Source organism: Citrobacter sp. EC_71, assembly GCF_019584005.1.
Lineage (GTDB): Bacteria > Pseudomonadota > Gammaproteobacteria > Enterobacterales > Enterobacteriaceae > Citrobacter > Citrobacter werkmanii.
In genome coordinates this window covers 275076-295981 of sequence record NZ_VDAY01000004.1, presented here as the reverse complement: position 1 = coordinate 295981, position 20906 = coordinate 275076, and the positions used below count along the sequence as shown (strand labels likewise).

Below are 20906 nucleotides of genomic sequence, written 5' to 3'. Positions count from 1 at the left end.
ATGATCGGCATCGCTCAGTCCGGTTGGTGATTTTGGTTGGTTTGGCGATTGATCAGATCGCACAATCCGGGCTGAGTTCCCTTTCAGTGATCTACTATTCCGCGCAGCTATTTAGCAGGATAACCGGGGAACCATCCAGCACGGATTCAGCCCCACCCACCTTTTTTTTAATGAAACCGAACAGAATATCAATAGTAACCAGTGTGACAATCGTGCTCATGGCGCCGGTTATCGAAAAATCATTTCCCAACAAGGCTTGCTGCGTTGCTTCACTGATAATCAATAATAAAATCAGATCGAAGCTGGTCATTTGTAACAATGCCCGGCGACCGGCTATTTTGAAAACCACCAGCAAAATAAGGTAAATGGCTAATGCCCGGAAGACCATCTCCATACTCACCTCCTAGGGATAAATAAATTGTCTGAAGCGGATTTCAGGTTCGCCATTTAACTGGAGAAAACTCATTACACTTCCTGGTTTCACGGGCATAACCCGCAGCCAGATAGTAAAGTCCTGCGTTGCTTCAGAATCATTGTAGGCGAGGTAAAGATCGTTACCCTTGCTGTACATGCTGTCTGGCTGCGGCCAAATATTTTCCATCTCATAAAATTTGTTGAAATCGCCGCCAATGCGCAACGTCTTGTTCACAGAATCATGCTTTTGTGCAGAAATTTTAATTTTAAATTCCGTTTGCAAACGCCCAAACCTTTCGTATTGTAACTCTGTTGTCTTTAAGCTGTTTTTTCTCGTCACCTCACTTAAATATCCCCCGGAAAACGATCCCGCCATAGCAAATAAAACAATGCAGAGCAAACAGATAAAACCAATCTTGTGAAAGCCAGATTCAAAATTCAGAAAACGTTGACTCTCTTTTACGCCTTGCAAATGGGCTTTTTTTCTGTTCATCTCACCGCCTCGCTTATATCGAACCAATCCTTTGTTTTATTGAAAAATTATCATTTGAGACTTATCCCACTCGCCAGATTAATAAATAGCAACCAAACTTAATAAGTCAAATCGATTTCAATGGAGGCTCTATGAAAATATCTCTCGCCCCCTTACTGTGTTGTTTTTTATTGCCCACAGCGTTTGCCGATGATAATGGCGGATTGAAAAAAGATACCGCCCCGCCACCTGCGCACGCACTGGATGAAGGGTATCGTGGCACTGAAGATGCAAGAATCATGACCGTCCAACAAGCTAAAACCATGCATGACGGTGCGACCATCTCTTTACGAGGTAATCTCATTGAGGCTCAAGGAGGAGATAAGTTTATCTTCCGGGACAAAACCGGCACTATCAATACGCTAATCCCACTTGCCGTCTTTGATGGCCGAACGGTAAAACCCGATCAAATGATCAGGATTAACGGTAGCCTTGACGCTAAAATGCAACCGCCGGTGGTACGCGTTAATAAAATCCAGAAGTAATTCGACATCCGGGAAGATATTCACTCTTCCCGGCCTCATTCTTGTTACTTTTCCGCTGATTCTCTGGACGCCCCCCTTCCATTCAACAGATTCATTTTTCCCGTCAGACACCTCACATAATCTCTCTCCCAGTGAATCCGGCGTTTAAGCGAGTCAGAGAGGCCATGAAAATGCTAAGATAGCTAATAGAGTATATGCAAAGTGGATAGCAGGTATGAATTTTGACCAACTGACGATGTTGAATTCGCGGTCATCACCCCTGCAGCCCCAAACACAAACGGTAATGGCAAATGTCATTAAGTATTAGTAAGATAGCTTCTTTATATATAACCCTTTAAAATTATGCGCCTGGTTTTATCATCTCTGATCGTGATGGCTGGATTTCTGAGTGGTCAGGCTGTAGCTGCGCCTGAGCAGGCCCCGTACGCTGATATTCGTGACAGTGGCTTTGTCTATTGCGTTAGTGGGCAGGTCAATACGTTCAATCCACAAAAAGCGAGCAGCGGTCTCATCGTAGACACATTAGCGGCCCAATTGTATGACCGACTACTTGATGTCGATCCCTATACCTATCGCCTGGTGCCAGAACTGGCTGAAAGCTGGGAAGTCATGGATAACGGCGCAACCTACCGCTTTCATTTACGTCGCGATGTTCCGTTTCAAAAGACAGCCTGGTTCACGCCCACCCGCAAACTGAATGCGGACGATGTGGTATTTACATTCGAGCGCATCTTTGATCGCCAGCATCCGTGGCACAATGTCAATGGCAGCAGTTTTCCTTATTTTGACAGCCTGCAGTTCGCCGATAACGTCCAAAGCGTGCGCAAGCTGGACAACAACACCGTTGAATTTCGCTTAAATCAACCCGACGCCTCCTTCTTATGGCACCTTGCCACACATTATGCCTCTGTGATGTCGGCCGAATATGCCGCCAAATTAGCAAAACAGGATCGCCAGGAATTACTCGACAGACAACCCGTCGGTACCGGCCCGTACCAACTTTCAGAAAATCGTGCAGGCCAATATATTCGCCTGCAACGGCATGAAAAATTCTGGCGTGGTACCCCCTTGATGCCTCAGGTCGTGGTGGATCTCGGCTCTGGCGGAACCGGACGTTTATCGAAATTACTGACCGGCGAGTGCGACGTCCTGGCCTGGCCCGCTGCCAGCCAGCTCAGCATATTGCGTGATGATCCTCGACTGCGTCTGACGCTGCGTCCGGGGATGAATATCGCCTATCTGGCGTTCAACACGGATAAACCGCCGTTGAACAATCCTGCCGTACGACATGCGTTAGCGCTGGCTATTAACAACCAACGGTTAATGCAATCTATTTACTACGGTACGGCGGAAACCGCGGCATCTATTTTGCCTCGCGCCTCGTGGGCTTATGACAACGAAGCTAAAATTACCGAGTACAATCCGGAAAAATCGCGCGAGCAGCTAAAAGCGCTGGGGTTGGAAAACCTGACGTTACAACTCTGGGTCCCCACCAGCTCTCAGGCCTGGAACCCCAGTCCCCTGAAAACCGCGGAGCTGATTCAGGCTGATATGGCTCAGGTGGGTGTGAAAGTGAAGATCATCCCGGTAGAGGGTCGTTTTCAGGAGGCGCGATTAATGGATATGAATCATGATCTGACGTTGTCCGGTTGGGCAACTGACAGTAACGATCCTGACAGTTTTTTCCGACCGATGCTCAGTTGTGCCGCAATTAACTCACAGACCAACTTTGCCCACTGGTGCAATCCGGAGTTTGACAGCATTTTGCGCAAAGCCCTCTCTTCGCAACAACTCTCCTCGCGGATTGATGCCTACGACGAAGCACAAAATATTCTCGCACGCGAGTTGCCGATCCTGCCGCTGGCCTCTTCGCTCCGTTTGCAGGCTTACCGCTATGACATCAAAGGGCTGGTGCTCAGTCCATTCGGCAACGCTTCTTTTGCCGGGGTTTCCAGGGAAAAGGCTGAAGAGGTGAAAAAACCATGATTATCTTCACCCTGCGCCGATTTTTATTACTGCTGGTCACCCTGTTCTTCCTGACTTTTATTGGGTTCAGCCTGAGCTACTTCACACCTCATGCGCCGTTACAGGGCGCATCGCTGTGGAACGCCTGGGTATTCTGGTTCAATGGCCTGATTCACTGGGATTTTGGTGTGTCCAGTATTAACGGTCAGTTGATCTCAGAACAACTGAAAGAGGTGTTCCCGGCGACGATGGAACTGTGCATTCTGGCTTTTGGTTTTGCACTAATGGTCGGGATCCCCATCGGCATGTTGGCGGGCATTACACGTAATAAATGGCAGGATCGTTGCATCAGCGCATTGGCTCTGATGGGCTTTTCTATTCCGGTTTTTTGGCTGGCGCTGCTGCTGACGTTGCTCTTCTCACTAACCCTCGGCTGGCTGCCCGTTTCGGGGCGTTTTGATCTGCTCTACGAAGTTAAGCCCGTTACCGGGTTTGCCATTATTGATGCGTGGATCACCGACTCGCCCTGGCGCGACGAAATGCTGGTTAGTGCGATCCGCCATATGGTGCTTCCGGTATTAACGCTCTCCGTGGCACCGACGACGGAAGTTATTCGTCTGATGCGTATCAGCACCATTGAGGTCTTTGATCAAAACTATGTTAAAGCGGCGGCTACTCGTGGTCTGTCACGGTTAACGATTTTACGCCGTCACGTACTGCACAACGCGCTTCCACCGGTTATCCCGCGCCTGGGTTTGCAGTTTTCCACCATGCTGACGCTGGCGATGATCACCGAGATGGTCTTTAGCTGGCCAGGTCTTGGCCGTTGGCTGATTAACGCGATTCGCCAGCAAGATTACGCGGCGATTTCGGCGGGTGTGATGGTAATAGGCTCATTGGTTATCATTGTTAACGTCATCTCTGATATTTTGGGTGCTATGGCTAACCCTCTGAAACATAAGGAATGGTATGCCTTACGATAGCGTCTACAGCGAAAAGCGCCCGCCTGGTACGCTGCGCACCGCATGGCGCAATTTTTACGGCGATGCAACCGCAATGATCGGCCTGTATGGTTGTGCGGGACTGGCGATTCTGTGTATTTTTGGTGGTTGGTTCGCGCCTTATGGCATCGACCAACAGTTTCTCGGCTACCAGCTTTTGCCACCTTCATGGTCGCGCTATGGCGAAGTCTCTTTCTTCCTCGGGACTGATGATCTGGGGCGTGATGTTTTAAGCCGCCTGCTCAGCGGAGCTGCCCCGACCGTGGGCGGCGCGTTTGTCGTCACCCTTGCCGCCACGCTGTGTGGTTTATTGCTTGGCGTGGTTGCCGGGGCAACACACGGTTTGCGTTCCGCGGTGCTGAATCACATTCTGGACACCCTGCTGTCGATCCCTTCGCTGTTGCTGGCGATTATTGTGGTGGCTTTTGCCGGGCCGCATCTGACTCACGCGATGTTTGCCGTCTGGTTGGCGCTGTTACCGCGGATGGTTCGCTCCGTCTACAGCATGGTGCATGATGAGCTGGAAAAAGAATATGTCATTGCCGCTCGCCTTGATGGTGCAACCACGCTCAATATCCTGTGGTTCGCTGTTCTGCCCAATATTACCGCCGGGCTTATCACTGAAATCACCCGTGCGCTGTCGATGGCGATCCTGGATATCGCCGCGCTGGGTTTTCTCGACCTTGGCGCGCAGTTGCCATCACCGGAATGGGGAGCCATGCTCGGCGACGCGCTGGAGCTGATTTATGTCGCACCGTGGACTGTCATGCTGCCAGGGGCGGCGATCATGATAAGCGTGCTGTTGGTTAACCTGCTGGGTGATGGCGTGCGCCGCGCAATTATTGCGGGGGTGGAATAATGCCATTACTCGATATTCGCAACCTGACCATTGAATTCAGAACCGGTGACGACTGGGTAAAAGCAGTTGACCGCGTCAGCATGACCCTCAATGAGGGTGAAATCCGCGGACTGGTTGGCGAGTCCGGCTCCGGCAAGAGCCTGATCGCCAAGGCCATTTGCGGCGTCGCTAAAGATAACTGGCGCGTAACCGCTGACCGTATGCGCTTTGATGATATCGATCTCCTGCGCCTTTCCGCGCGTGAACGACGCAAGCTGGTCGGTCATAACGTTTCCATGATCTTTCAGGAACCGCAATCGTGCCTTGATCCGTCCGAGCGTATTGGACGACAGCTGATGCAAAATATTCCAGCCTGGACCTACAAGGGCCGCTGGTGGCAGCGCATCGGCTGGCGTAAACGCCGGGCGATTGAGCTTTTGCACCGCGTCGGGATAAAAGACCATAAAGATGCCATGCGCAGCTTCCCGTATGAACTGACCGACGGCGAGTGTCAGAAGGTAATGATCGCTATCGCACTGGCTAATCAGCCGCGCTTGCTGATTGCTGATGAGCCGACGAACGCGATGGAGCCAACGACCCAGGCGCAAATATTTCGCCTGCTGACCCGGCTGAACCAAAATAGCAATACCACCATTTTGTTGATCAGCCATGACCTGCAAATGCTCAGCCAGTGGGCAGACAAAATCAACGTAATGTACTGCGGACAAACGGTGGAAACCGCGCCCAGTAAAGATCTGGTGACGATTCCACATCATCCTTATACGCAGGCGTTGATCCGCGCCATTCCTGATTTTGGTAGCGCCATGCCGCATAAAAGTCGTTTGAATACCATGCCAGGAGCGATTCCATTGCTGGAACAATTACCCATCGGCTGCCGTCTGGGGCCGCGCTGCCCTTATGCTCAACGTGAATGTATTGAAACCCCACGACTGACCGGAGCAAAGAATCATCTCTACGCCTGTCATTTCCCGCTGAATATGGAGAGAGAGTGAGATGGTAGAAACCCTGCTCGAAGTTCGCAATCTGAGCAAAACCTTTCGCTACCGGACGGGTTTATTTCGCCGACAGACCGTTGAGGCCGTTAAACCACTCAGCTTTACCCTGCGCGAACGTCAGACGCTCGCCGTCATTGGCGAGAATGGTTCCGGTAAGTCCACGCTGGCAAAGATGTTAGCTGGCATGATTGAACCCACCAGCGGTGAACTGCTGATTGACGATCACCCGCTAAAGTATGGTGATTACTCATTCCGTAGTCAGCGGATCCGCATGATTTTTCAGGATCCGTCAACATCGCTTAACCCTCGTCAGCGTATTTCACAGATCCTCGATTTCCCGCTGCGTCTGAACACCGACCTGGAACCTGAACAGCGTCGCAAACAGATTATTGAAACGATGCGCATGGTTGGCCTGCTGCCTGACCATGTGAGCTATTATCCGCATATGTTAGCGCCGGGGCAAAAACAGCGCCTGGGGCTTGCCCGCGCGCTCATTTTGCGACCTAAAGTGATTATCGCCGACGAAGCCCTTGCCTCTCTCGACATGTCGATGCGTTCGCAGCTCATCAATTTGATGCTGGAATTACAGGAAAAACAGGGGATTTCGTATATCTATGTGACTCAACATATCGGCATGATGAAGCACATTAGCGATCAGGTATTAGTCATGCATCAGGGGGAAGTTGTTGAGCGCGGCAGTACCGCAGATGTTCTGGCCTCCCCACTACATGAGCTGACTCGTCGTCTGATTGCAGGGCATTTTGGCGAGGCGCTTACCGCGGACGCCTGGCGGAAAGATCGCTAATAAAGCCGCTGCCCTCCGTAGCCGGAGGGCAATTACGCCATCAGTGACAAACACCGGGTAAGAGCAGAGTCTCAACCTCGTTAAACACGACTGACGGAAAAACGCTCCCCTGTATCGCCCAGACACCTGCGGCGCTGACGTCATTGATAAGTCGTGATGTTTCGACTCCCTCCACCGCGACGCGATCGCAATATTCCCGGATATTTTTGATAAGCACCGGAAACATCGGCTTTTCTACCTGCTCAAGGAAAAAACCGCGATCCAATTTAACCACGTCAAAATGACCGCAAACCAGTGGAGTTGCCCCGCCGATACCGGAGCCGAGATCGCCCAGCCATAGCGCGTTTGGGCCGTCACAGAGTGAATTAATCAGCAGATTATTCAGGCAAATCGTACTCGACAGAAAACGCTCTGACAGTTCCAGTGCAATAAAGGGCATTGCGTGTAGGGCCGACTTGATGACCGGATCACCAATTGCCAGAAGCGCCATTTCATCAATAAGATGAAGGGTACAGAGCAGATTGTTGCTCTCAAACCAATCACGCTTTTCGGCAATTAACCGAATTTGCTTGAGCATGAAATTACGCTTTTGTTCGCTATCCCACGCTGAAACGATGATATCTGCATGCAATGGGCGAACCGTATCTGCAGCAAACCGGGCGATCATCTCCACACCCAGCAACTTATTTGTTGTGTCTCTCATCGGTTCCGCGATGAAATGATAGTGCATAAGACCACTCCAATTGATCATAACTTCCTGATAATGCACTTTTAATCACAATCAATCAATAATATCGATCAATGTATCGATATTGATCGATAAAAACAATATATCATAACAAACTGAATATATGCATGTTTTTTGTTTTAAGAAAGTTCTTACCTTGCTATGTTTATTAACATCAGCTAGCGCCTTAATAATACCATTTTAATGCCTTTAAAGGCTTGTATTTTCTCATTGTCTTCAATGGAATACGGGTCGGGCAAGGCACAACCAGAGGAAGTAATATCCTCGCCATTTGCAATGAATGGCAAGAGTCATTTAGGGTTGATAACCATTCAAAAAGGAACAATGAGTAGGATATAATTTCAGACCAATTTCGCGCGTTTTTGAGATGGCAATCATCACGCATTGATTGCTACGAAGAAGCACTGATCATAAGGATTAAAGCTATGGGTTTTCTTTCCGGTAAGCGTATTCTGGTGACGGGTCTTGCCAGTAAATTGTCCATTGCCTGGGGAATCGCTCAGGCCATGCATCGCGAAGGCGCTGAGCTGGCGTTCACCTACCAGAACGACAAACTAAAAGGCCGTGTGGAAGAATTTGCCGCTCAACTGGGGTCCAGCATCGTACTACAATGTGATGTGGCCGAAGACGCCAGCATTGATGCGATGTTCGCTGAACTGAGCCAGTCCTGGCCGAAATTCGACGGGTTCGTGCATTCCATCGGTTTCGCGCCTGCTGACCAGTTGGATGGCGACTATGTGAATGCGGTCACCCGCGAAGGTTTTAAAATTGCTCATGACATCAGCGCTTACAGCTTTGTTGCGATGGCAAAAGCTTGCCGCTCTATGCTGAACCCAGGCTCTGCGCTCCTGACGCTATCCTACCTGGGCGCAGAACGCGCGATCCCTAACTACAACGTGATGGGTCTGGCGAAAGCCTCTCTGGAGGCAAACGTCCGTTACATGGCTAACGCAATGGGTCCTGAAGGTGTACGAGTGAACGCCATCTCCGCAGGTCCAATCCGTACTCTTGCCGCTTCCGGCATTAAAGATTTCCGTAAAATGCTGGCGCATTGTGAAGCGGTGACGCCGATTCGCCGCACCGTGACGATTGAAGATGTGGGCAATTCCGCAGCATTCCTGTGCTCCGATCTGTCTGCCGGTATCTCTGGTGAAGTCGTTCACGTTGATGGTGGCTTCAGCATTGCAGCGATGAACGAGCTGGATCTGAAATAATCGTTTAGTCCTCTATGGGCGGCCTACCGTCGCCCATGATTTTCACCGCCTCCGCCACTGCCCTGCGCCATATATACTTTTCCGATATTTATTATCACGTAACAATCTTTCATCCCCCATCGGCTTACGTCAGGATATTGCAGCGCAAACGATCCGGCGCAGGTGTATGACGACGTGTCCGGGTCGCCACTTTTAGACCAAGGAACGCCCATGGAACAACGCCGAATTGTAGGCAAAAGCCACTGGTATCATGAGACGCAATCCAGCACGTATCCGCAAGATGTTCTGCCGCTGGTGCCGGAGGCCGCTCATGTTGACGACAGCTTTTTACTGGACCTGGCGATATCTCATGACGTACTTTTACCCTTTCAATCCTGGTTAACCCCTGCCCGTAAACTTGCCCAACTTCTTTTCCCTGCTCACGTAGACAGGGATCAGATGCATACATTCAGCGCCTATGAACGGATGAGTACCGCCCTGACCGTCGCTCAGGTATATGGCGTGCAGCGATTGTGTAATCACTATGCCGCACGTTTAACGCCGCTGCCGGGTCCTGATTCGTCTCGTGAAAGTAATCACCGACTGGCGCAAATCACCCAATATGCGCGCCAGCTCGCCAGTTCACCTGCCGTGATCGGCGAGCGTGATCGTCAGCACCTTGATGCGGTCGGGCTGACCACCTGCGATAACATACTGATGAATCAAATCATCGGCTTTGTTGGTTTTCAGGCGCGGGTAGTCGCATTACTTCAGGCCTGGTGCGCCCACCCGGTACGTCGAATACCGGGTCTGGATATACAGCAATTCGCTCACGCTTCGCCATTTAGCGCCACAAACTCAATCTGGCACGCTGCGCCATTGGCGCGCGAAAAACAGCATGCCTACGTTGAATCGATAGCAGGTTATCCCAACGAACTGCACGCGCTGATCCCCTTGCTAACGCATTCACCTGACGTATTAGATTTACTCAGATCTCTGATTTCCAGTACACAACGCAGCGATATGCCGACGCGGGCATTTTCTCTGACGACCCTGATGACATCACGCATCAACGGCAGCGTGGCCTGCTTTAATGAACACGCGCATACCGCACATGAATTAACTGACATCATCACTGTCCTTCGTCAGGACGAACGTGAATTGCAGCGCTGGGAACAACGACATCCGGTTGAGCGCGTCACCCTGCAGGCGGTACAATGGCTTACCCGAGCGCCCGACCGCTTTAGCGCCGCACTGTTAACACCGTTGTTCGATCAGGGTATCTCTTCAGAACAGGCGATTAACCTGCTGGCCTGGAGTGGATTATGCGGATGGTTAAATCGCTTGAAAATCGCGCTGGGCGAGACGTATTAACCGATCCACTTACTTAAAGAGCGCTTGCTGCAACTGGCAGAATCGCGTAAAACTGTCAGCCGCTCTTTTAGCCACGAAAATAGACAATTATGCTTCAGGACAACCCGCTGCTAGCGCAGCTTAAACAGCAACTACATTCCCAGACGCCGCGTGCTGAAGGGGTGGTAAAAGCCACGGAAAAAGGCTTTGGCTTCCTGGAAGTCGATGCACAAAAAAGCTATTTCATTCCACCGCCGCAGATGAAAAAAGTGATGCATGGCGACCGTATTGTTGCGGTGATCCATACGGAAAAAGATCGCGAGTCTGCTGAGCCGGAAGAACTTATCGAACCCTTCCTGACGCGCTTCGTGGGTAAAATTCAGGGCAAAAATGACCGTCTGTCCATTGTGCCGGACCATCCGTTACTGAAAGATGCGATCCCTTGTCGCGCCGCCCGTGGCGTTGAACATGAATTTAAAGAAGGTGACTGGGCCGTGGCCGAAATGCGCCGCCATCCGCTGAAAGGCGATCGCACCTTCTACGCTGAATTAACCCAATTTATCACCTTTGCGGACGATCACTTTGTTCCGTGGTGGGTCACGCTGGCGCGCCATAATCTCGAAAAAGAAGCCCCGGACGGCATAGCGACTGAAATGCTGGACGAAGGTCTGGTGCGTCAGGACTTAACTGCCCTCAATTTCGTCACCATCGACAGCGCCAGCACCGAAGATATGGACGATGCACTGTATGCCGAAGAACTGGCCGATGGCAAGCTACAGTTAACCGTCGCTATTGCCGATCCTACCGCCTGGATTGCAGAAGGCAGCAAACTGGATAAAACGGCGAGAATTCGTGCGTTTACCAACTATCTTCCGGGGTTCAATATCCCGATGCTGCCACGTGAGCTGTCTGACGATCTGTGCTCTCTGCGCGCGAACGAAGTGCGTCCGGTTCTGGCTTGCCGTATGAACATTACCGCCGACGGTACGATTGAGGATAACATCACCTTCTTTGCAGCGACTATCGAGTCCAAAGCGAAGCTGGCCTATGATAACGTTTCAGACTGGCTGGAAGGCACCGGCGACTGGCAGCCTGAAAACGACGCGATTGCTGAACAAATCCGTCTACTGCATCGTATTTGTCTGAGCCGTGGTGAATGGCGGCACAACCACGCGCTGGTATTTAAAGATCGTCCGGATTACCGTTTTGTCCTCGGAGAGAAAGGCGAAGTGCTGGATATTGTGGCGGAACCGCGTCGCATCGCTAACCGTATCGTGGAAGAGTCAATGATTGCGGCAAATATTTGTGCTGCACGCGTACTTCGCGACACGCTGGGCTTCGGTATTTATAACGTCCATATGGGATTTGATCCGGCAAACGCCGACGCGCTGGCTGCGCTGCTGAAAACCCATGGTATGCACGTAGATGCCGAAGAGGTTCTGACGCTGGAAGGCTTCTGCAAACTGCGCCGCGAACTGGATGCGCAGCCTTCCGGTTTCCTCGATAGCCGTATTCGCCGGTTCCAGTCGTATGCTGAAATCAGCACCGAGCCAGGCCCGCACTTTGGGCTGGGTCTGGAAGCCTATGCCACCTGGACCTCTCCTATTCGTAAGTATGGCGACATGATCAACCACCGTCTGCTTAAGGCGGTCATCAAAGGCGAAACGATTGCCCGTCCGCAGGATGATACGACCCTGCAAATGGCCGAACGTCGTCGCCTGAACCGCATGGCCGAACGCGATGTGGGTGACTGGTTATACGCCCGCTTCCTGAGCGACAAAGCCGGCACCGACGCCCGCTTCGCTGCCGAGATCATTGACGTCAGCCGCGGCGGTATGCGAGTGCGTTTAGTGGATAATGGTGCAATCGCATTTATTCCAGCCCCGTTCCTGCATGCTGTTCGTGACGAACTGGTATGCAGCCAGGAAAGCGGTACCGTACAAATCAAAGGTGAAGTGGTTTACAAAGTCACAGATGTGATTGATGTCACCATTGCTGAAGTGCGGATGGAAACCCGCAGCGTTATCGCTCGTCCAGCCGCGTAACATCGATGAAGCTAACGGCCTTTCTCTTCTTGTGAAAGGTCGTTTTCTTTTCTCTCCCAAATCTCCACCACGCACTACACTTCTTTCATCCGGTCTAATTTATTTTTTTACTATTTTCAGTTCCGCTAGCTTTGCTTTTTTTAGATTCTGGATTACATATCAATATATAAATAAAACAATACGTTCAGCCATAATCACCCTGTATGAATCATGGCTACCTATACTTTTGAGGCTCTATGCGCTTTAAGCGGGATAGTACACATCATGAAAGACGTCCGGGAGCGGGTTACGTTGTATAGCTATGTGGGCACTCATAACCCCTACTGGCGCCTGTCAGAGGATTGCAACATCCTGCATTTCTCTATCGACGAAGCGTCAGCAGCCGATCAGACCGTCGAATTGTCAGTTGAGCAAGCCGACCGCATTCGTGAAATGACTGTGATTACGTCGAGCCTGTTGATGACACTCCCCATTGAAGATGACGACATTCCCGTCCATCTGGTCGGCAGGAAAATCAATAAGCGCGAATGGGCCGGTAGCGCATCCGCCTGGGATGACACCCCTTCCGTCGCGCGCGACCTGGCTCACGGCCTCTCCTTCGCTGAGCAGGTTGTTTCTGAAGCTAACACCGTCATTGTCATTCTTGACCGTATGGGCAACATCCAGCGCTTTAATCGCCTGTGCGAAGAGTACACCGGTCTCAAAGAGCGTGAAGTGATTGGCCAAAGCGTTTTCACGCTATTTATGAGCCGGCGCGAAGCCGCAGCCTCAAGACGCAACATTGTGGTGTTTTTTCGCGATGGTAATTCTTATGAGGTCGAACGTTGGGTTAAAACCTGCAAAGGCCAGCGCCTGTTTCTGTTCCGCAATAAGTTTGTGCATAACGGTAGCGGTAAGAACGAAATATTTCTGATCTGTTCCGGTACCGATATCACTGAAGAGCGCCGCGCTCAGGAGCGTCTACGGGTGCTGGCAAATACCGACTCCATCACCGGTTTACCGAATCGCAACGCAATTCACGAGCTGATCAGCAACGCCATCGAAAACGCGGGTGATACGCAAGTTGGGATTGTATATCTCGATTTGGATAACTTTAAAAAAGTTAATGATGCCTACGGGCATATGTTTGGCGATCAGCTGTTACAGAGTGTATCGCTGGCAATCCTCAGTTGCCTCGACGACAACCAACTACTGGCAAGATTTGGCGGTGATGAATTTATTGTCCTTGCCACCGAAACGTCCCAGGGCGCGCTGGAGGCTACGGCATCACGTATTCTGACGCGCCTGCGTCAACCTTTTCGCATTGGACTAATAGAGGTCTATACCGGATGTTCAATCGGTATTTCTCTCGCACCACAGCATGGACAGGACGGCGAGAGCGTCATCCGTAACGCGGATACGGCCATGTACACGGCAAAAGAAGGCGGTCGTGGTCAGTTTTGCGTCTTCTCTCCGGAAATGAATCAGCGGGTTTTTGAATATTTGTGGTTAGACACCAATCTGCGTAAGGCGCTGGAAAACGATCAACTGGTTATCCACTATCAGCCAAAAATAACCTGGCGCGGTGAAGTACGGAGTCTTGAGGCTTTGGTTCGTTGGCAGTCCCCGGAACGTGGCCTCATACCGCCGTTAGAGTTTATCTCTTACGCCGAAGAATCAGGGCTCATTGTTCCGCTCGGTAGATGGGTTATTCTGGACGTTGTGCGCCAGGTGGCAAAATGGCGTGCCAAGGGGATAAATCTACGCGTGGCGGTAAACGTGTCTGCGCGCCAGCTCGCCGACCAGACGCTTTTTACCGCTCTCAAGCAGGTGCTTCACGATCTCAACTTTGAATACTGCCCCATCGATGTTGAATTAACGGAAAGCAGTTTGATTGAAAATGAACAGTTGGCGCTATCCGTCATTCAGCAATTTAGCCAGTTGGGGGCACAAATCCATTTGGATGATTTTGGCACCGGCTATTCCTCGCTGTCTCAACTGGCCCGCTTCCCGCTTGATGCCATAAAACTGGATCAAACCTTTGTCAGAGATGTGCACAAGCAACCTATTTCGCAGTCGCTGGTGCGGGCCATTGTCGCGGTTGCGCAGGCGCTCAACCTGCAGGTCATCGCCGAAGGCGTTGAAAGTGCAAAAGAGGATGCATTTCTGACCAAGAACGGCGTCAATGAGCGTCAGGGATTCTTATTCGCCAAGCCCATGCCTGCGGCGGCGTTTGAACGATGGTATCGACGACACCTGAACAAAAATACGCGATAATGCAGAAAGATTGATCGGAGAAAATAGCCATAAATGGACAATACGTGATGATCCTATCTGTATGTAATCACAGAATATATAATATTCTTCAATCATTCAGGTTAATACTATTTTTCCCTTCTCTTTTGCCATGAAATTCTGCATCATGAAATTCAAACTCTATTTGCCCTTTGGATGATGATCATGTCTGATATCGACGCTCAGCGTCTGGCCGAACGCATTGATACCGTGCTGGATATCCTCGTTGCAGGTGATTACCACTCAGCCATCCACAATCTCGAAATTCTGAAGGCTGAACTGTTAAACACGGTCAAAGAAGATACTCAATCTTTGTCAACAAAACAGAAAGCTCCGTGGGAGATCTGATGACATCGCTCTCTTGATGTTACTGCTATCAGCAGACTTCCGTTTATTTTCCGATACGACATTGCTATAAAAATTAATACTATGAATTCCCGACAACAATCTATTTTGCAGATGGTGACCGATAAAGGTCAGATGAGCGTCGCCGATCTGGCAAAAATCACCGGCGTTTCAGAAGTGACGATTCGACAGGATCTGAATACGCTGGAAAAACAGAGTTATTTACGCCGTGCGCACGGATTTGCTGTTTCGTTAAACAGCGATGATGTGGAAACGCGCATGATGACCAATTTTACGCTAAAACGTGAGCTGGCTGAATTCGCTGCATCGCTGGTCAGCCCCGGCGAGTCTGTATTCATTGAGAACGGCAGCAGCAACGCGCTACTGGCAAGAACCCTGGCGGAGCAAAAAGATGTCACTATCATTACGGTGAGCAGCTACATCGCTCACCTGCTCAAAGAAACGCCCTGTGAAGTGATTCTCCTTGGTGGGATTTATCAGAAAAAAAGTGAGAGCATGGTCGGCCCCTTAACGCGTCAGTTTATCCAGCAGGTACACTTCAGTAAGGCCTTTATCGGCATTGATGGCTGGCAGGCAGACACCGGCTTCACCGGACGCGATATGATGCGTTCTGATGTGGTTAATGCGGTACTGGAAAAAGGCGCAGAGGTTATTGTGCTTACCGACAGCTCAAAATTCGACGCTATTCACCCTTACACCCTGGGGCCTTTAGAGCGGTTCAGCCGCGTCGTGACGGACTCTAAGCTCAGCGCCAGCGTACAAATGCAGCTTGAGCATTCAGGATTAACCGTCAATATCATTGATACCAACGCATAATGCCTGCGCAAGATGATTTGTCGGCAGGCAAATCATCTCTTCTCTGAGAGTTATCTGACAACCCAATTAAGACTTTTTACCTGTTGTTAACAGGATAAACTCGTAAAATTAATGTTAGCGATATAACAGGAGCGAACATCCAACTGCAGGATATTGGTTGTCATGCTTTCGCTAAACGGTTACACGGAAATATCTTTGATAGTCACGATTTAGCGCTATCCTTAAAGAACACTGGATTCCGTGAATCAATAATTCAGGAGAAAGTATTATGTTAGTAACGAGCAAAAAAATGACCGCAGCCATTCTGGCGCTTACTCTGGCAATGTCTCTGAGCGCCTGCTCTAACTGGTCCAAACGCGACCGTAACACCGCTATCGGGGCTGGTGCGGGTGCAGTAGGTGGTGCAGTCCTGACGGATGGCAGCGCGCTGGGTACGCTGGGTGGTGCTGCTGTCGGTGGTATTATTGGCCATCAGGTAGGTAAATAATTTACGGTTGACCAGCTCGATATAATTAAACGTTTACTTTTTCAGCTCTGTATTTTAAAAAGCCACGGATTATCTCCGTGGCTTTTTATTAACCGCCAGCCAGTTTTACTTTCATGCCTTTGGCTTCCAGCAATGATTTTATCAGGTCACGTTTATCGCCCTGAATTTCAATCACACCATCTTTTACCGCCCCACCGCAACCACATTTTTTCTTCAGTTCCGCGGCTAATTTAGCCAGTTCAGCATCATCCTGATCAATACCGGTAATCAGGCACACGCCCTTCCCTTTGCGGCCACTGGTCTGGCGTTGAATGCGGATAATACCATCACCCTTTGGACGCTCAGGGGCGGCCTTCGGTTCTTCAATTCGCCCGGAGTCGGTTGAATAGACCAGGCGAGAGTTTGAATCGCTCATTTACACACCTCGTTTCAGAGAGGCATTGATCATCTTCAGCGTCTGCGCCGGGTCAGCAGACTGCGTGACCGGACGACCAATCACCATGTAATCCACACCGGCTAACTGCGCCTGCTCTGGCGTCATAATACGACGCTGATCGCCCGCTTCACTGCCTTCAGGGCGAATACCCGGCGTCACTAACTTAAATGCCTGTCCAAACGCCTGTTTGAATCGTACCGCTTCCTGCGCTGAGCATACGACACCGTCCAGCCCGCAATGTTGAGTTAAACGCGCCAGTCTTTCAGCATGCTCTGCTGGTGACAACGTCACACCGAGATCGGCGAGATCGCTGGCTTCCATGCTGGTCAGAACCGTCACAGCAATTAGCAATGGCGCATCCTTACCAAAAGGCACCAGGGCCTCACGGGCAGCCGTCATCATGCGCGCCCCGCCAGAGGCGTGTACGTTAACCATCCACACGCCGAGATCGGCAGCTGCAGCTACGGCATGTGCAGTTGTATTGGGAATGTCATGAAATTTCAAATCAAGAAAGACATCAAAACCACGTTGTTGTAGTTCACGAACCAACTGAGGTCCAAAAAGCGTGAACATCTCTTTGCCCACTTTCAAACGGCAATCACGAGGATCAATTCTGTCGACAAAAGCTAATGCTTTATCACGATTTGCGTAATCAAGAGCGACAACGACAGGAGAATCAGTAACAGCACGAGAAGAAGATGAAGCAGTAAACGTCATGACCAGACCTTCCTGAGGATGGGCGCCACCGGTGGCGCAAAATGGGTAAACGGCGTGCATTCTACCTGCGGCAATAGAAAATTAACAGGCGCGATTACATTTCTGCCAGGCGAACCGGCCGCGGGGGTTGATGATGGGACGATTACACCCTACCAGGATGTTGTAACTAAGTTGAAGTTTTTTTAAAAATTACAGCCCATCAAGCCCACGAATAGGTTTAATGGTTGACCATGAACGGCAGGATGGACAATGCCAGTACAGCGTATAAGCGGTAAACCCGCATTTCTGACAGCGATAGCGCGGCTTACTACGTACCTGCTCCCCGACCATATCGCGCAGCACCATCAGGCTCTCTTTGGCGCGCCCTTCTTCTGCTTCGTTAAGATGATAATCCATCAGCTTGTGGAATACACGCATCGTAGGATGGCGTTGCAGCTGACGAGTGATATAAACCTGAGCGGTATCAGTCCCCTCACGCGCCTCAAGGATATCTGCAAGCATCAGTTCAGCGGCGGCACCTGTGTTTTCCTCAACCGCACGGCGTAAAAACTCTGCCCACTCATCGTTTTTGCCCAAATGCTGGTAGCAGCTTTGCAGCATTTCCAGCGTTTCACTGACCAGCTCTTTATCCTGAGAAATCACCCGTTGCAGACTTTCAACCGCCCTGGAGTAATCGCCGTTCAGCATATATACGCGCCCCATCATGATGGAAACGCGGGCGCTGTTTTTGTCTGCTGCCGCCCCTTTTTTCAACAGCGTCATGGCACGATCCATATCGTCGTTGCCCATTTGCTGTAACGCCAGTTCGCAGTAAAAATGCGCTATCTCAATGCGTTGTTTGTCTTTGCCAAGCTTTACCAGACGCTCTGCAACGTCAATGGCTTTTTGCCATTCGCTGGTTGCCTGATAAATTTGCAGCAACTGCTGTAATGCGCCAACGCGAAAATCGGTTTCATCGGTCAGCTGATTGAACATATCTTCCGCACGGTCATACAGGCCGGCGGCCATGTAATCGCGGCCCAGTTGTTGCACTGCCAGCAAACGCTGTTCGTAGGTCAGCGAGGCGCTTTCCATAAGGGTTTGGTGGATGCGGATTGCACGATCGACTTCACCGCGCGAACGGAACAGGTTTCCGAGGGTGAGATGAGCCTCAACGGTGCCCGTATCCTCTTTCAGCATATCGAGGAACAGATCCACCGCTTTATCTTGTTGGTTGCTCAGGAGGAAGTTAACCCCGGCGACATAGTCACGGGAAAGTCGGTTAGCTTCATCCTGCTTTGTTTGTTGCGCACTTCTGCGACCCATATACCACCCATAGGCAGCGGCTACAGGTAAAAGCAGAAACAACAACTCCAACATAAATAATTATTCCTTTACAACCGACGAATCGGCGGATACCGCAACGTCGGTCGCAGGCGCAAGCTGGTTTTCCAGTCGTTTGATTTTACGTTCGGCGCGCGCAAGAGACACTCGAACCTTCAGCCAGAAAAGGCCGCAAATTAGCCAACCAATCGCAAAACCTGCGGCAAACAATACAGCAAGCAGCGTAGAGATACGATACTCACCCTGAGCCAGCAGGTAATTAAACGTAACCTGTTGATCGTTTTGCGCACCTAATGTCACCGAAATAACAAAAATCGCCAACACCAGTAAGAAAATGAGTAAATATTTCACATTACTTCCCGTTATGTGGTTTGAGCGAATAAATCGTGTCCAACTTACCGCGTTGAGCCCTTTAAATTACCATTTTCACACCGAGTGCGAAATGGAAAAGCGCTTTATGCCTTCTGATTTAAGGGCAAAATTCGAAAAATCAATCATAGCTAACTTTCTTGTTCACGCTGCGCAATTTCTTTTGTCTCCTGTACTGGCGGTGTTAAAGGCCCGCATATCCGCTGCGCAAGCCAGGTTGCCAGGGTCACCAACAGCCAGGAAATCAGCGTTGCGACCACCAAATCACGGGGCCAGTGCATTCCGAGCAGCAAACGGCTCCCCATCACACCCGTCGCCCAGATGAGCAAGAATGCAATAGTCAGCGTGCGTCTGCGTGGCCACAGCAATCCTACCGCCAACAAAGCCCAGCTGGCAGCAAACATCGTATGTCCGGATGGAAAAGCAAACCCTGTTTCTTTTTGCCAGTGCTTACGTAGAAACGTTGGCACGTCCCGCTGTTCGGCTAATTGTTCTTTGACTAAGTTCCCACGATCTTTACGTTTTAAAGTGTAGAACTCATCAACCGGAATATGGTGCGTTTTTTCCAGCCATACGACAAATGGCCGCGGTTCCTGCACCCTGTCTTTAACCCAGGACTTCACGCCCTGCCCAACTAAAATCGCCGCCGCCAGGATCGCAAACAGCATTACCGCTGCTTTCAGACGAAAACGCAAACACCACAAAAACCATGCACAGAGCGCTACGTGAGTGATAATTCCCCATGGCTGTGTCACCGTTTCCGTTACCCAGTACAGGGATTTTAACCACCAGACATTATGCCCTGGTTGCCAACTCCAACCTGATACCCATACAGCAACCGGCATGATAAGCAGCAGTCCGGCGCCGACTGCGGTGCGCTTTGCAATTGAAAGCATTGCCTCTCCTTTCGTCGATAAGTCTCACAATCATAACTGAAAAATGCGCACGCCGGAAAAATTGACAATTTTGTGCCATTCCAAAAGCGAATCCGTTGTCGCAATTAGGTGAACATCGCTGGCTTATGGCAAAATAGTGCAATACAGAACAGAAGCCAACAGGCGACGGCACGACAGTGCCAGCATAATCTGGAGAATTACATGCAGCTTAAACGTGTGGCAGAAGCCAAACTGCCAACCCCCTGGGGCGATTTCCTGATGGTGGGATTTGAAGAACTGGCAACCGGACACGATCATGTCGCGCTGATTTTTGGCGATATTACAGGCCAAACACCTGTCCTGGCGCGTGTCCACTCTGAGTGTCTGACTGGCGATGCGCTGTTTAGCCTACGTTGCGATTGCGGTTTCCAGCTCGAAGCGGCCCTGTCCCACATTGCTGAAGAAGGGCGTGGCATTCTGCTCTATCATCGTCAGGAAGGACGCAACATTGGCCTGCTAAATAAAATCCGCGCCTATGCGTTGCAGGACCAGGGTTATGATACGGTTGAAGCCAATCATCAGTTAGGATTTGCGGCAGACGAGCGTGATTTCACGCTGTGTGCGGACATGTTCAAGCTGCTGGGCGTTGACGAGGTACGTTTGTTGACCAATAACCCGAAGAAAGTGGAAATTCTGACCGAAGCGGGTATCAATATCGTTGAACGCGTGCCGCTGATTGTGGGTCGTAATCCGAATAATGAACATTATCTGGATACCAAAGCCGCGAAGATGGGCCATTTGTTAAATAAATAATTTCCGTTTACCCGGTACAGAGAAAAGCCTGCTCA

Annotated in this window: 21 protein-coding genes and 1 pseudogene; 14 read left to right on the top strand and 8 right to left on the bottom strand. The window is 50.5% G+C overall.

What is annotated here, in order from left to right; all coding sequences use genetic code 11:
• Positions 1-106: 106 nt before the first annotated feature.
• Positions 107-394: pseudogene (locus FHD02_RS06515) on the bottom strand (DUF421 domain-containing protein); the annotation flags it as partial.
• Between the two features lie 9 nt (positions 395-403).
• Entirely contained in the window at positions 404-907 is a 504-nt protein-coding gene (locus FHD02_RS06510; RefSeq protein WP_137370637.1) for a hypothetical protein, read from the bottom strand.
• A gap of 131 nt (positions 908-1038) precedes the next feature.
• On the opposite strand from FHD02_RS06510, the gene FHD02_RS06505 reads away from it, so the two are divergent.
• The 6 genes from FHD02_RS06505 to sapF all read left to right on the top strand — a co-directional run bounded on the left by FHD02_RS06505 (position 1039) and on the right by sapF (position 7056).
• Positions 1039-1431 carry a YdeI family stress tolerance OB fold protein gene (locus FHD02_RS06505; RefSeq protein WP_042308109.1) on the top strand — a complete coding sequence of 131 codons (393 nt, stop codon included), beginning with the start codon at positions 1039-1041 and terminating at the stop codon, positions 1429-1431.
• A gap of 342 nt (positions 1432-1773) precedes the next feature.
• Positions 1774-3417 carry an ABC transporter substrate-binding protein SapA gene (gene sapA, locus FHD02_RS06500; RefSeq protein WP_042308107.1) on the top strand — a complete coding sequence of 548 codons (1644 nt, stop codon included), beginning with the start codon at positions 1774-1776 and terminating at the stop codon, positions 3415-3417.
• Positions 3414-4379 (top strand): peptide ABC transporter permease SapB, encoded by a 966-nt coding sequence (gene sapB / locus FHD02_RS06495; protein WP_061381249.1) that lies wholly within the window; start codon positions 3414-3416, stop codon positions 4377-4379. The genes sapA and sapB overlap by 4 nt, the downstream gene beginning before the upstream one ends.
• Entirely contained in the window at positions 4366-5256 is an 891-nt protein-coding gene (sapC, locus tag FHD02_RS06490) for a peptide ABC transporter permease SapC (RefSeq protein ID WP_016156640.1), read from the top strand. The genes sapB and sapC overlap by 14 nt, the downstream gene beginning before the upstream one ends.
• Positions 5256-6248, top strand: a complete 993-nt coding sequence (sapD, locus tag FHD02_RS06485) for a peptide ABC transporter ATP-binding protein SapD (protein WP_003020556.1) — start codon at positions 5256-5258, stop codon at positions 6246-6248. Before sapC ends, sapD begins: the two co-directional genes overlap by 1 nt.
• A 1-nt stretch (position 6249) precedes the next feature.
• Positions 6250-7056 (top strand): peptide ABC transporter ATP-binding protein SapF, encoded by an 807-nt coding sequence (sapF, locus tag FHD02_RS06480; RefSeq protein ID WP_016153235.1) that lies wholly within the window; start codon positions 6250-6252, stop codon positions 7054-7056.
• A gap of 40 nt (positions 7057-7096) precedes the next feature.
• On the opposite strand, the gene FHD02_RS06475 is transcribed toward sapF, so the two are convergent.
• Positions 7097-7786 carry an EAL domain-containing protein gene (locus tag FHD02_RS06475; RefSeq protein ID WP_220393722.1) on the bottom strand — a complete coding sequence of 230 codons (690 nt, stop codon included), beginning with the start codon at positions 7784-7786 and terminating at the stop codon, positions 7097-7099.
• A 443-nt stretch (positions 7787-8229) separates the two neighbouring features.
• Between FHD02_RS06475 and fabI the strand changes: the two genes are divergently transcribed.
• The 7 genes from fabI to osmB all read left to right on the top strand — a co-directional run bounded on the left by fabI (position 8230) and on the right by osmB (position 16338).
• Positions 8230-9018, top strand: a complete 789-nt coding sequence (gene fabI / locus FHD02_RS06470) for an enoyl-ACP reductase FabI (protein WP_042308097.1) — start codon at positions 8230-8232, stop codon at positions 9016-9018.
• 210 nt (positions 9019-9228) lie between these two features.
• Entirely contained in the window at positions 9229-10371 is a 1143-nt protein-coding gene (locus FHD02_RS06465; protein WP_220393715.1) for a carboxymuconolactone decarboxylase family protein, read from the top strand.
• Between the two features lie 89 nt (positions 10372-10460).
• Positions 10461-12395 (top strand): exoribonuclease II, encoded by a 1935-nt coding sequence (locus tag FHD02_RS06460; protein ID WP_137370635.1) that lies wholly within the window; start codon positions 10461-10463, stop codon positions 12393-12395.
• A gap of 264 nt (positions 12396-12659) precedes the next feature.
• Positions 12660-14651 carry a cyclic di-GMP phosphodiesterase gene (gene pdeR, locus FHD02_RS06455; RefSeq protein ID WP_220393714.1) on the top strand — a complete coding sequence of 664 codons (1992 nt, stop codon included), beginning with the start codon at positions 12660-12662 and terminating at the stop codon, positions 14649-14651.
• 183 nt (positions 14652-14834) lie between these two features.
• Complete coding sequence (locus tag FHD02_RS06450; protein ID WP_042308514.1) at positions 14835-15017, top strand: hypothetical protein; 183 nt, start codon at positions 14835-14837, stop codon at positions 15015-15017.
• Positions 15018-15098: 81 nt separating this feature from the next.
• Entirely contained in the window at positions 15099-15851 is a 753-nt protein-coding gene (locus FHD02_RS06445; RefSeq protein ID WP_042308090.1) for a DNA-binding transcriptional regulator YciT, read from the top strand.
• Positions 15852-16119: 268 nt separating this feature from the next.
• On the top strand, positions 16120-16338 hold the full coding sequence (gene osmB, locus FHD02_RS06440; protein ID WP_038640946.1) for an osmotically-inducible lipoprotein OsmB: 219 nt from the start codon (positions 16120-16122) through the stop codon (positions 16336-16338).
• Positions 16339-16426: 88 nt separating this feature from the next.
• On the opposite strand, the gene yciH is transcribed toward osmB, so the two are convergent.
• The 5 genes from yciH to pgpB form a co-directional block, all read right to left on the bottom strand.
• The gene (gene yciH, locus FHD02_RS06435; protein ID WP_137370632.1) at positions 16427-16753 is read right to left on the bottom strand and encodes a stress response translation initiation inhibitor YciH; all 327 of its coding nucleotides are present in this window, start codon (positions 16751-16753) and stop codon (positions 16427-16429) included.
• Positions 16754-17491, bottom strand: a complete 738-nt coding sequence (pyrF, locus tag FHD02_RS06430; protein ID WP_137350304.1) for an orotidine-5'-phosphate decarboxylase — start codon at positions 17489-17491, stop codon at positions 16754-16756. It lies immediately after the preceding gene.
• A 189-nt stretch (positions 17492-17680) separates the two neighbouring features.
• Positions 17681-18850, bottom strand: a complete 1170-nt coding sequence (lapB, locus tag FHD02_RS06425; RefSeq protein ID WP_038640951.1) for a lipopolysaccharide assembly protein LapB — start codon at positions 18848-18850, stop codon at positions 17681-17683.
• 6 nt (positions 18851-18856) lie between these two features.
• Positions 18857-19165 carry a LapA family protein gene (locus tag FHD02_RS06420; protein ID WP_006684318.1) on the bottom strand — a complete coding sequence of 103 codons (309 nt, stop codon included), beginning with the start codon at positions 19163-19165 and terminating at the stop codon, positions 18857-18859.
• A gap of 149 nt (positions 19166-19314) precedes the next feature.
• Positions 19315-20079, bottom strand: coding sequence for a phosphatidylglycerophosphatase B (pgpB, locus tag FHD02_RS06415; RefSeq protein ID WP_042308084.1), 765 nt, complete (start codon positions 20077-20079; stop codon positions 19315-19317).
• A 201-nt stretch (positions 20080-20280) separates the two neighbouring features.
• Between pgpB and ribA the strand changes: the two genes are divergently transcribed.
• The gene (ribA, locus tag FHD02_RS06410) at positions 20281-20871 is read left to right on the top strand and encodes a GTP cyclohydrolase II (RefSeq protein WP_038640958.1); all 591 of its coding nucleotides are present in this window, start codon (positions 20281-20283) and stop codon (positions 20869-20871) included.
• The last annotated feature ends 35 nt before the right edge of the window (positions 20872-20906 follow it).

Excerpts from the sequence above, each read along its gene's own strand:
- FHD02_RS06510 (WP_137370637.1), bottom strand. The coding sequence starts at position 907 with ATGAACAGAAAAAAAGCCCATTTGCAAGGCGTAAAAGAGAGTCAACGT.
- FHD02_RS06505 (WP_042308109.1), top strand. The coding sequence starts at position 1,039 with ATGAAAATATCTCTCGCCCCCTTACTGTGTTGTTTTTTATTGCCCACA.
- sapA (WP_042308107.1), top strand. The coding sequence starts at position 1,774 with ATGCGCCTGGTTTTATCATCTCTGATCGTGATGGCTGGATTTCTGAGT.
- sapB (WP_061381249.1), top strand. The coding sequence starts at position 3,414 with ATGATTATCTTCACCCTGCGCCGATTTTTATTACTGCTGGTCACCCTG.
- sapC (WP_016156640.1), top strand. The coding sequence starts at position 4,366 with ATGCCTTACGATAGCGTCTACAGCGAAAAGCGCCCGCCTGGTACGCTG.
- sapD (WP_003020556.1), top strand. The coding sequence starts at position 5,256 with ATGCCATTACTCGATATTCGCAACCTGACCATTGAATTCAGAACCGGT.
- sapF (WP_016153235.1), top strand. The coding sequence starts at position 6,250 with ATGGTAGAAACCCTGCTCGAAGTTCGCAATCTGAGCAAAACCTTTCGC.
- FHD02_RS06475 (WP_220393722.1), bottom strand. The coding sequence starts at position 7,786 with ATGCACTATCATTTCATCGCGGAACCGATGAGAGACACAACAAATAAG.
- fabI (WP_042308097.1), top strand. The coding sequence starts at position 8,230 with ATGGGTTTTCTTTCCGGTAAGCGTATTCTGGTGACGGGTCTTGCCAGT.
- FHD02_RS06465 (WP_220393715.1), top strand. The coding sequence starts at position 9,229 with ATGGAACAACGCCGAATTGTAGGCAAAAGCCACTGGTATCATGAGACG.
- FHD02_RS06460 (WP_137370635.1), top strand. The coding sequence starts at position 10,461 with ATGCTTCAGGACAACCCGCTGCTAGCGCAGCTTAAACAGCAACTACAT.
- pdeR (WP_220393714.1), top strand. The coding sequence starts at position 12,660 with ATGAAAGACGTCCGGGAGCGGGTTACGTTGTATAGCTATGTGGGCACT.
- FHD02_RS06450 (WP_042308514.1), top strand. The coding sequence starts at position 14,835 with ATGTCTGATATCGACGCTCAGCGTCTGGCCGAACGCATTGATACCGTG.
- FHD02_RS06445 (WP_042308090.1), top strand. The coding sequence starts at position 15,099 with ATGAATTCCCGACAACAATCTATTTTGCAGATGGTGACCGATAAAGGT.
- osmB (WP_038640946.1), top strand. The coding sequence starts at position 16,120 with ATGTTAGTAACGAGCAAAAAAATGACCGCAGCCATTCTGGCGCTTACT.
- yciH (WP_137370632.1), bottom strand. The coding sequence starts at position 16,753 with ATGAGCGATTCAAACTCTCGCCTGGTCTATTCAACCGACTCCGGGCGA.
- pyrF (WP_137350304.1), bottom strand. The coding sequence starts at position 17,491 with ATGACGTTTACTGCTTCATCTTCTTCTCGTGCTGTTACTGATTCTCCT.
- lapB (WP_038640951.1), bottom strand. The coding sequence starts at position 18,850 with ATGTTGGAGTTGTTGTTTCTGCTTTTACCTGTAGCCGCTGCCTATGGG.
- pgpB (WP_042308084.1), bottom strand. The coding sequence starts at position 20,079 with ATGCTTTCAATTGCAAAGCGCACCGCAGTCGGCGCCGGACTGCTGCTT.
- ribA (WP_038640958.1), top strand. The coding sequence starts at position 20,281 with ATGCAGCTTAAACGTGTGGCAGAAGCCAAACTGCCAACCCCCTGGGGC.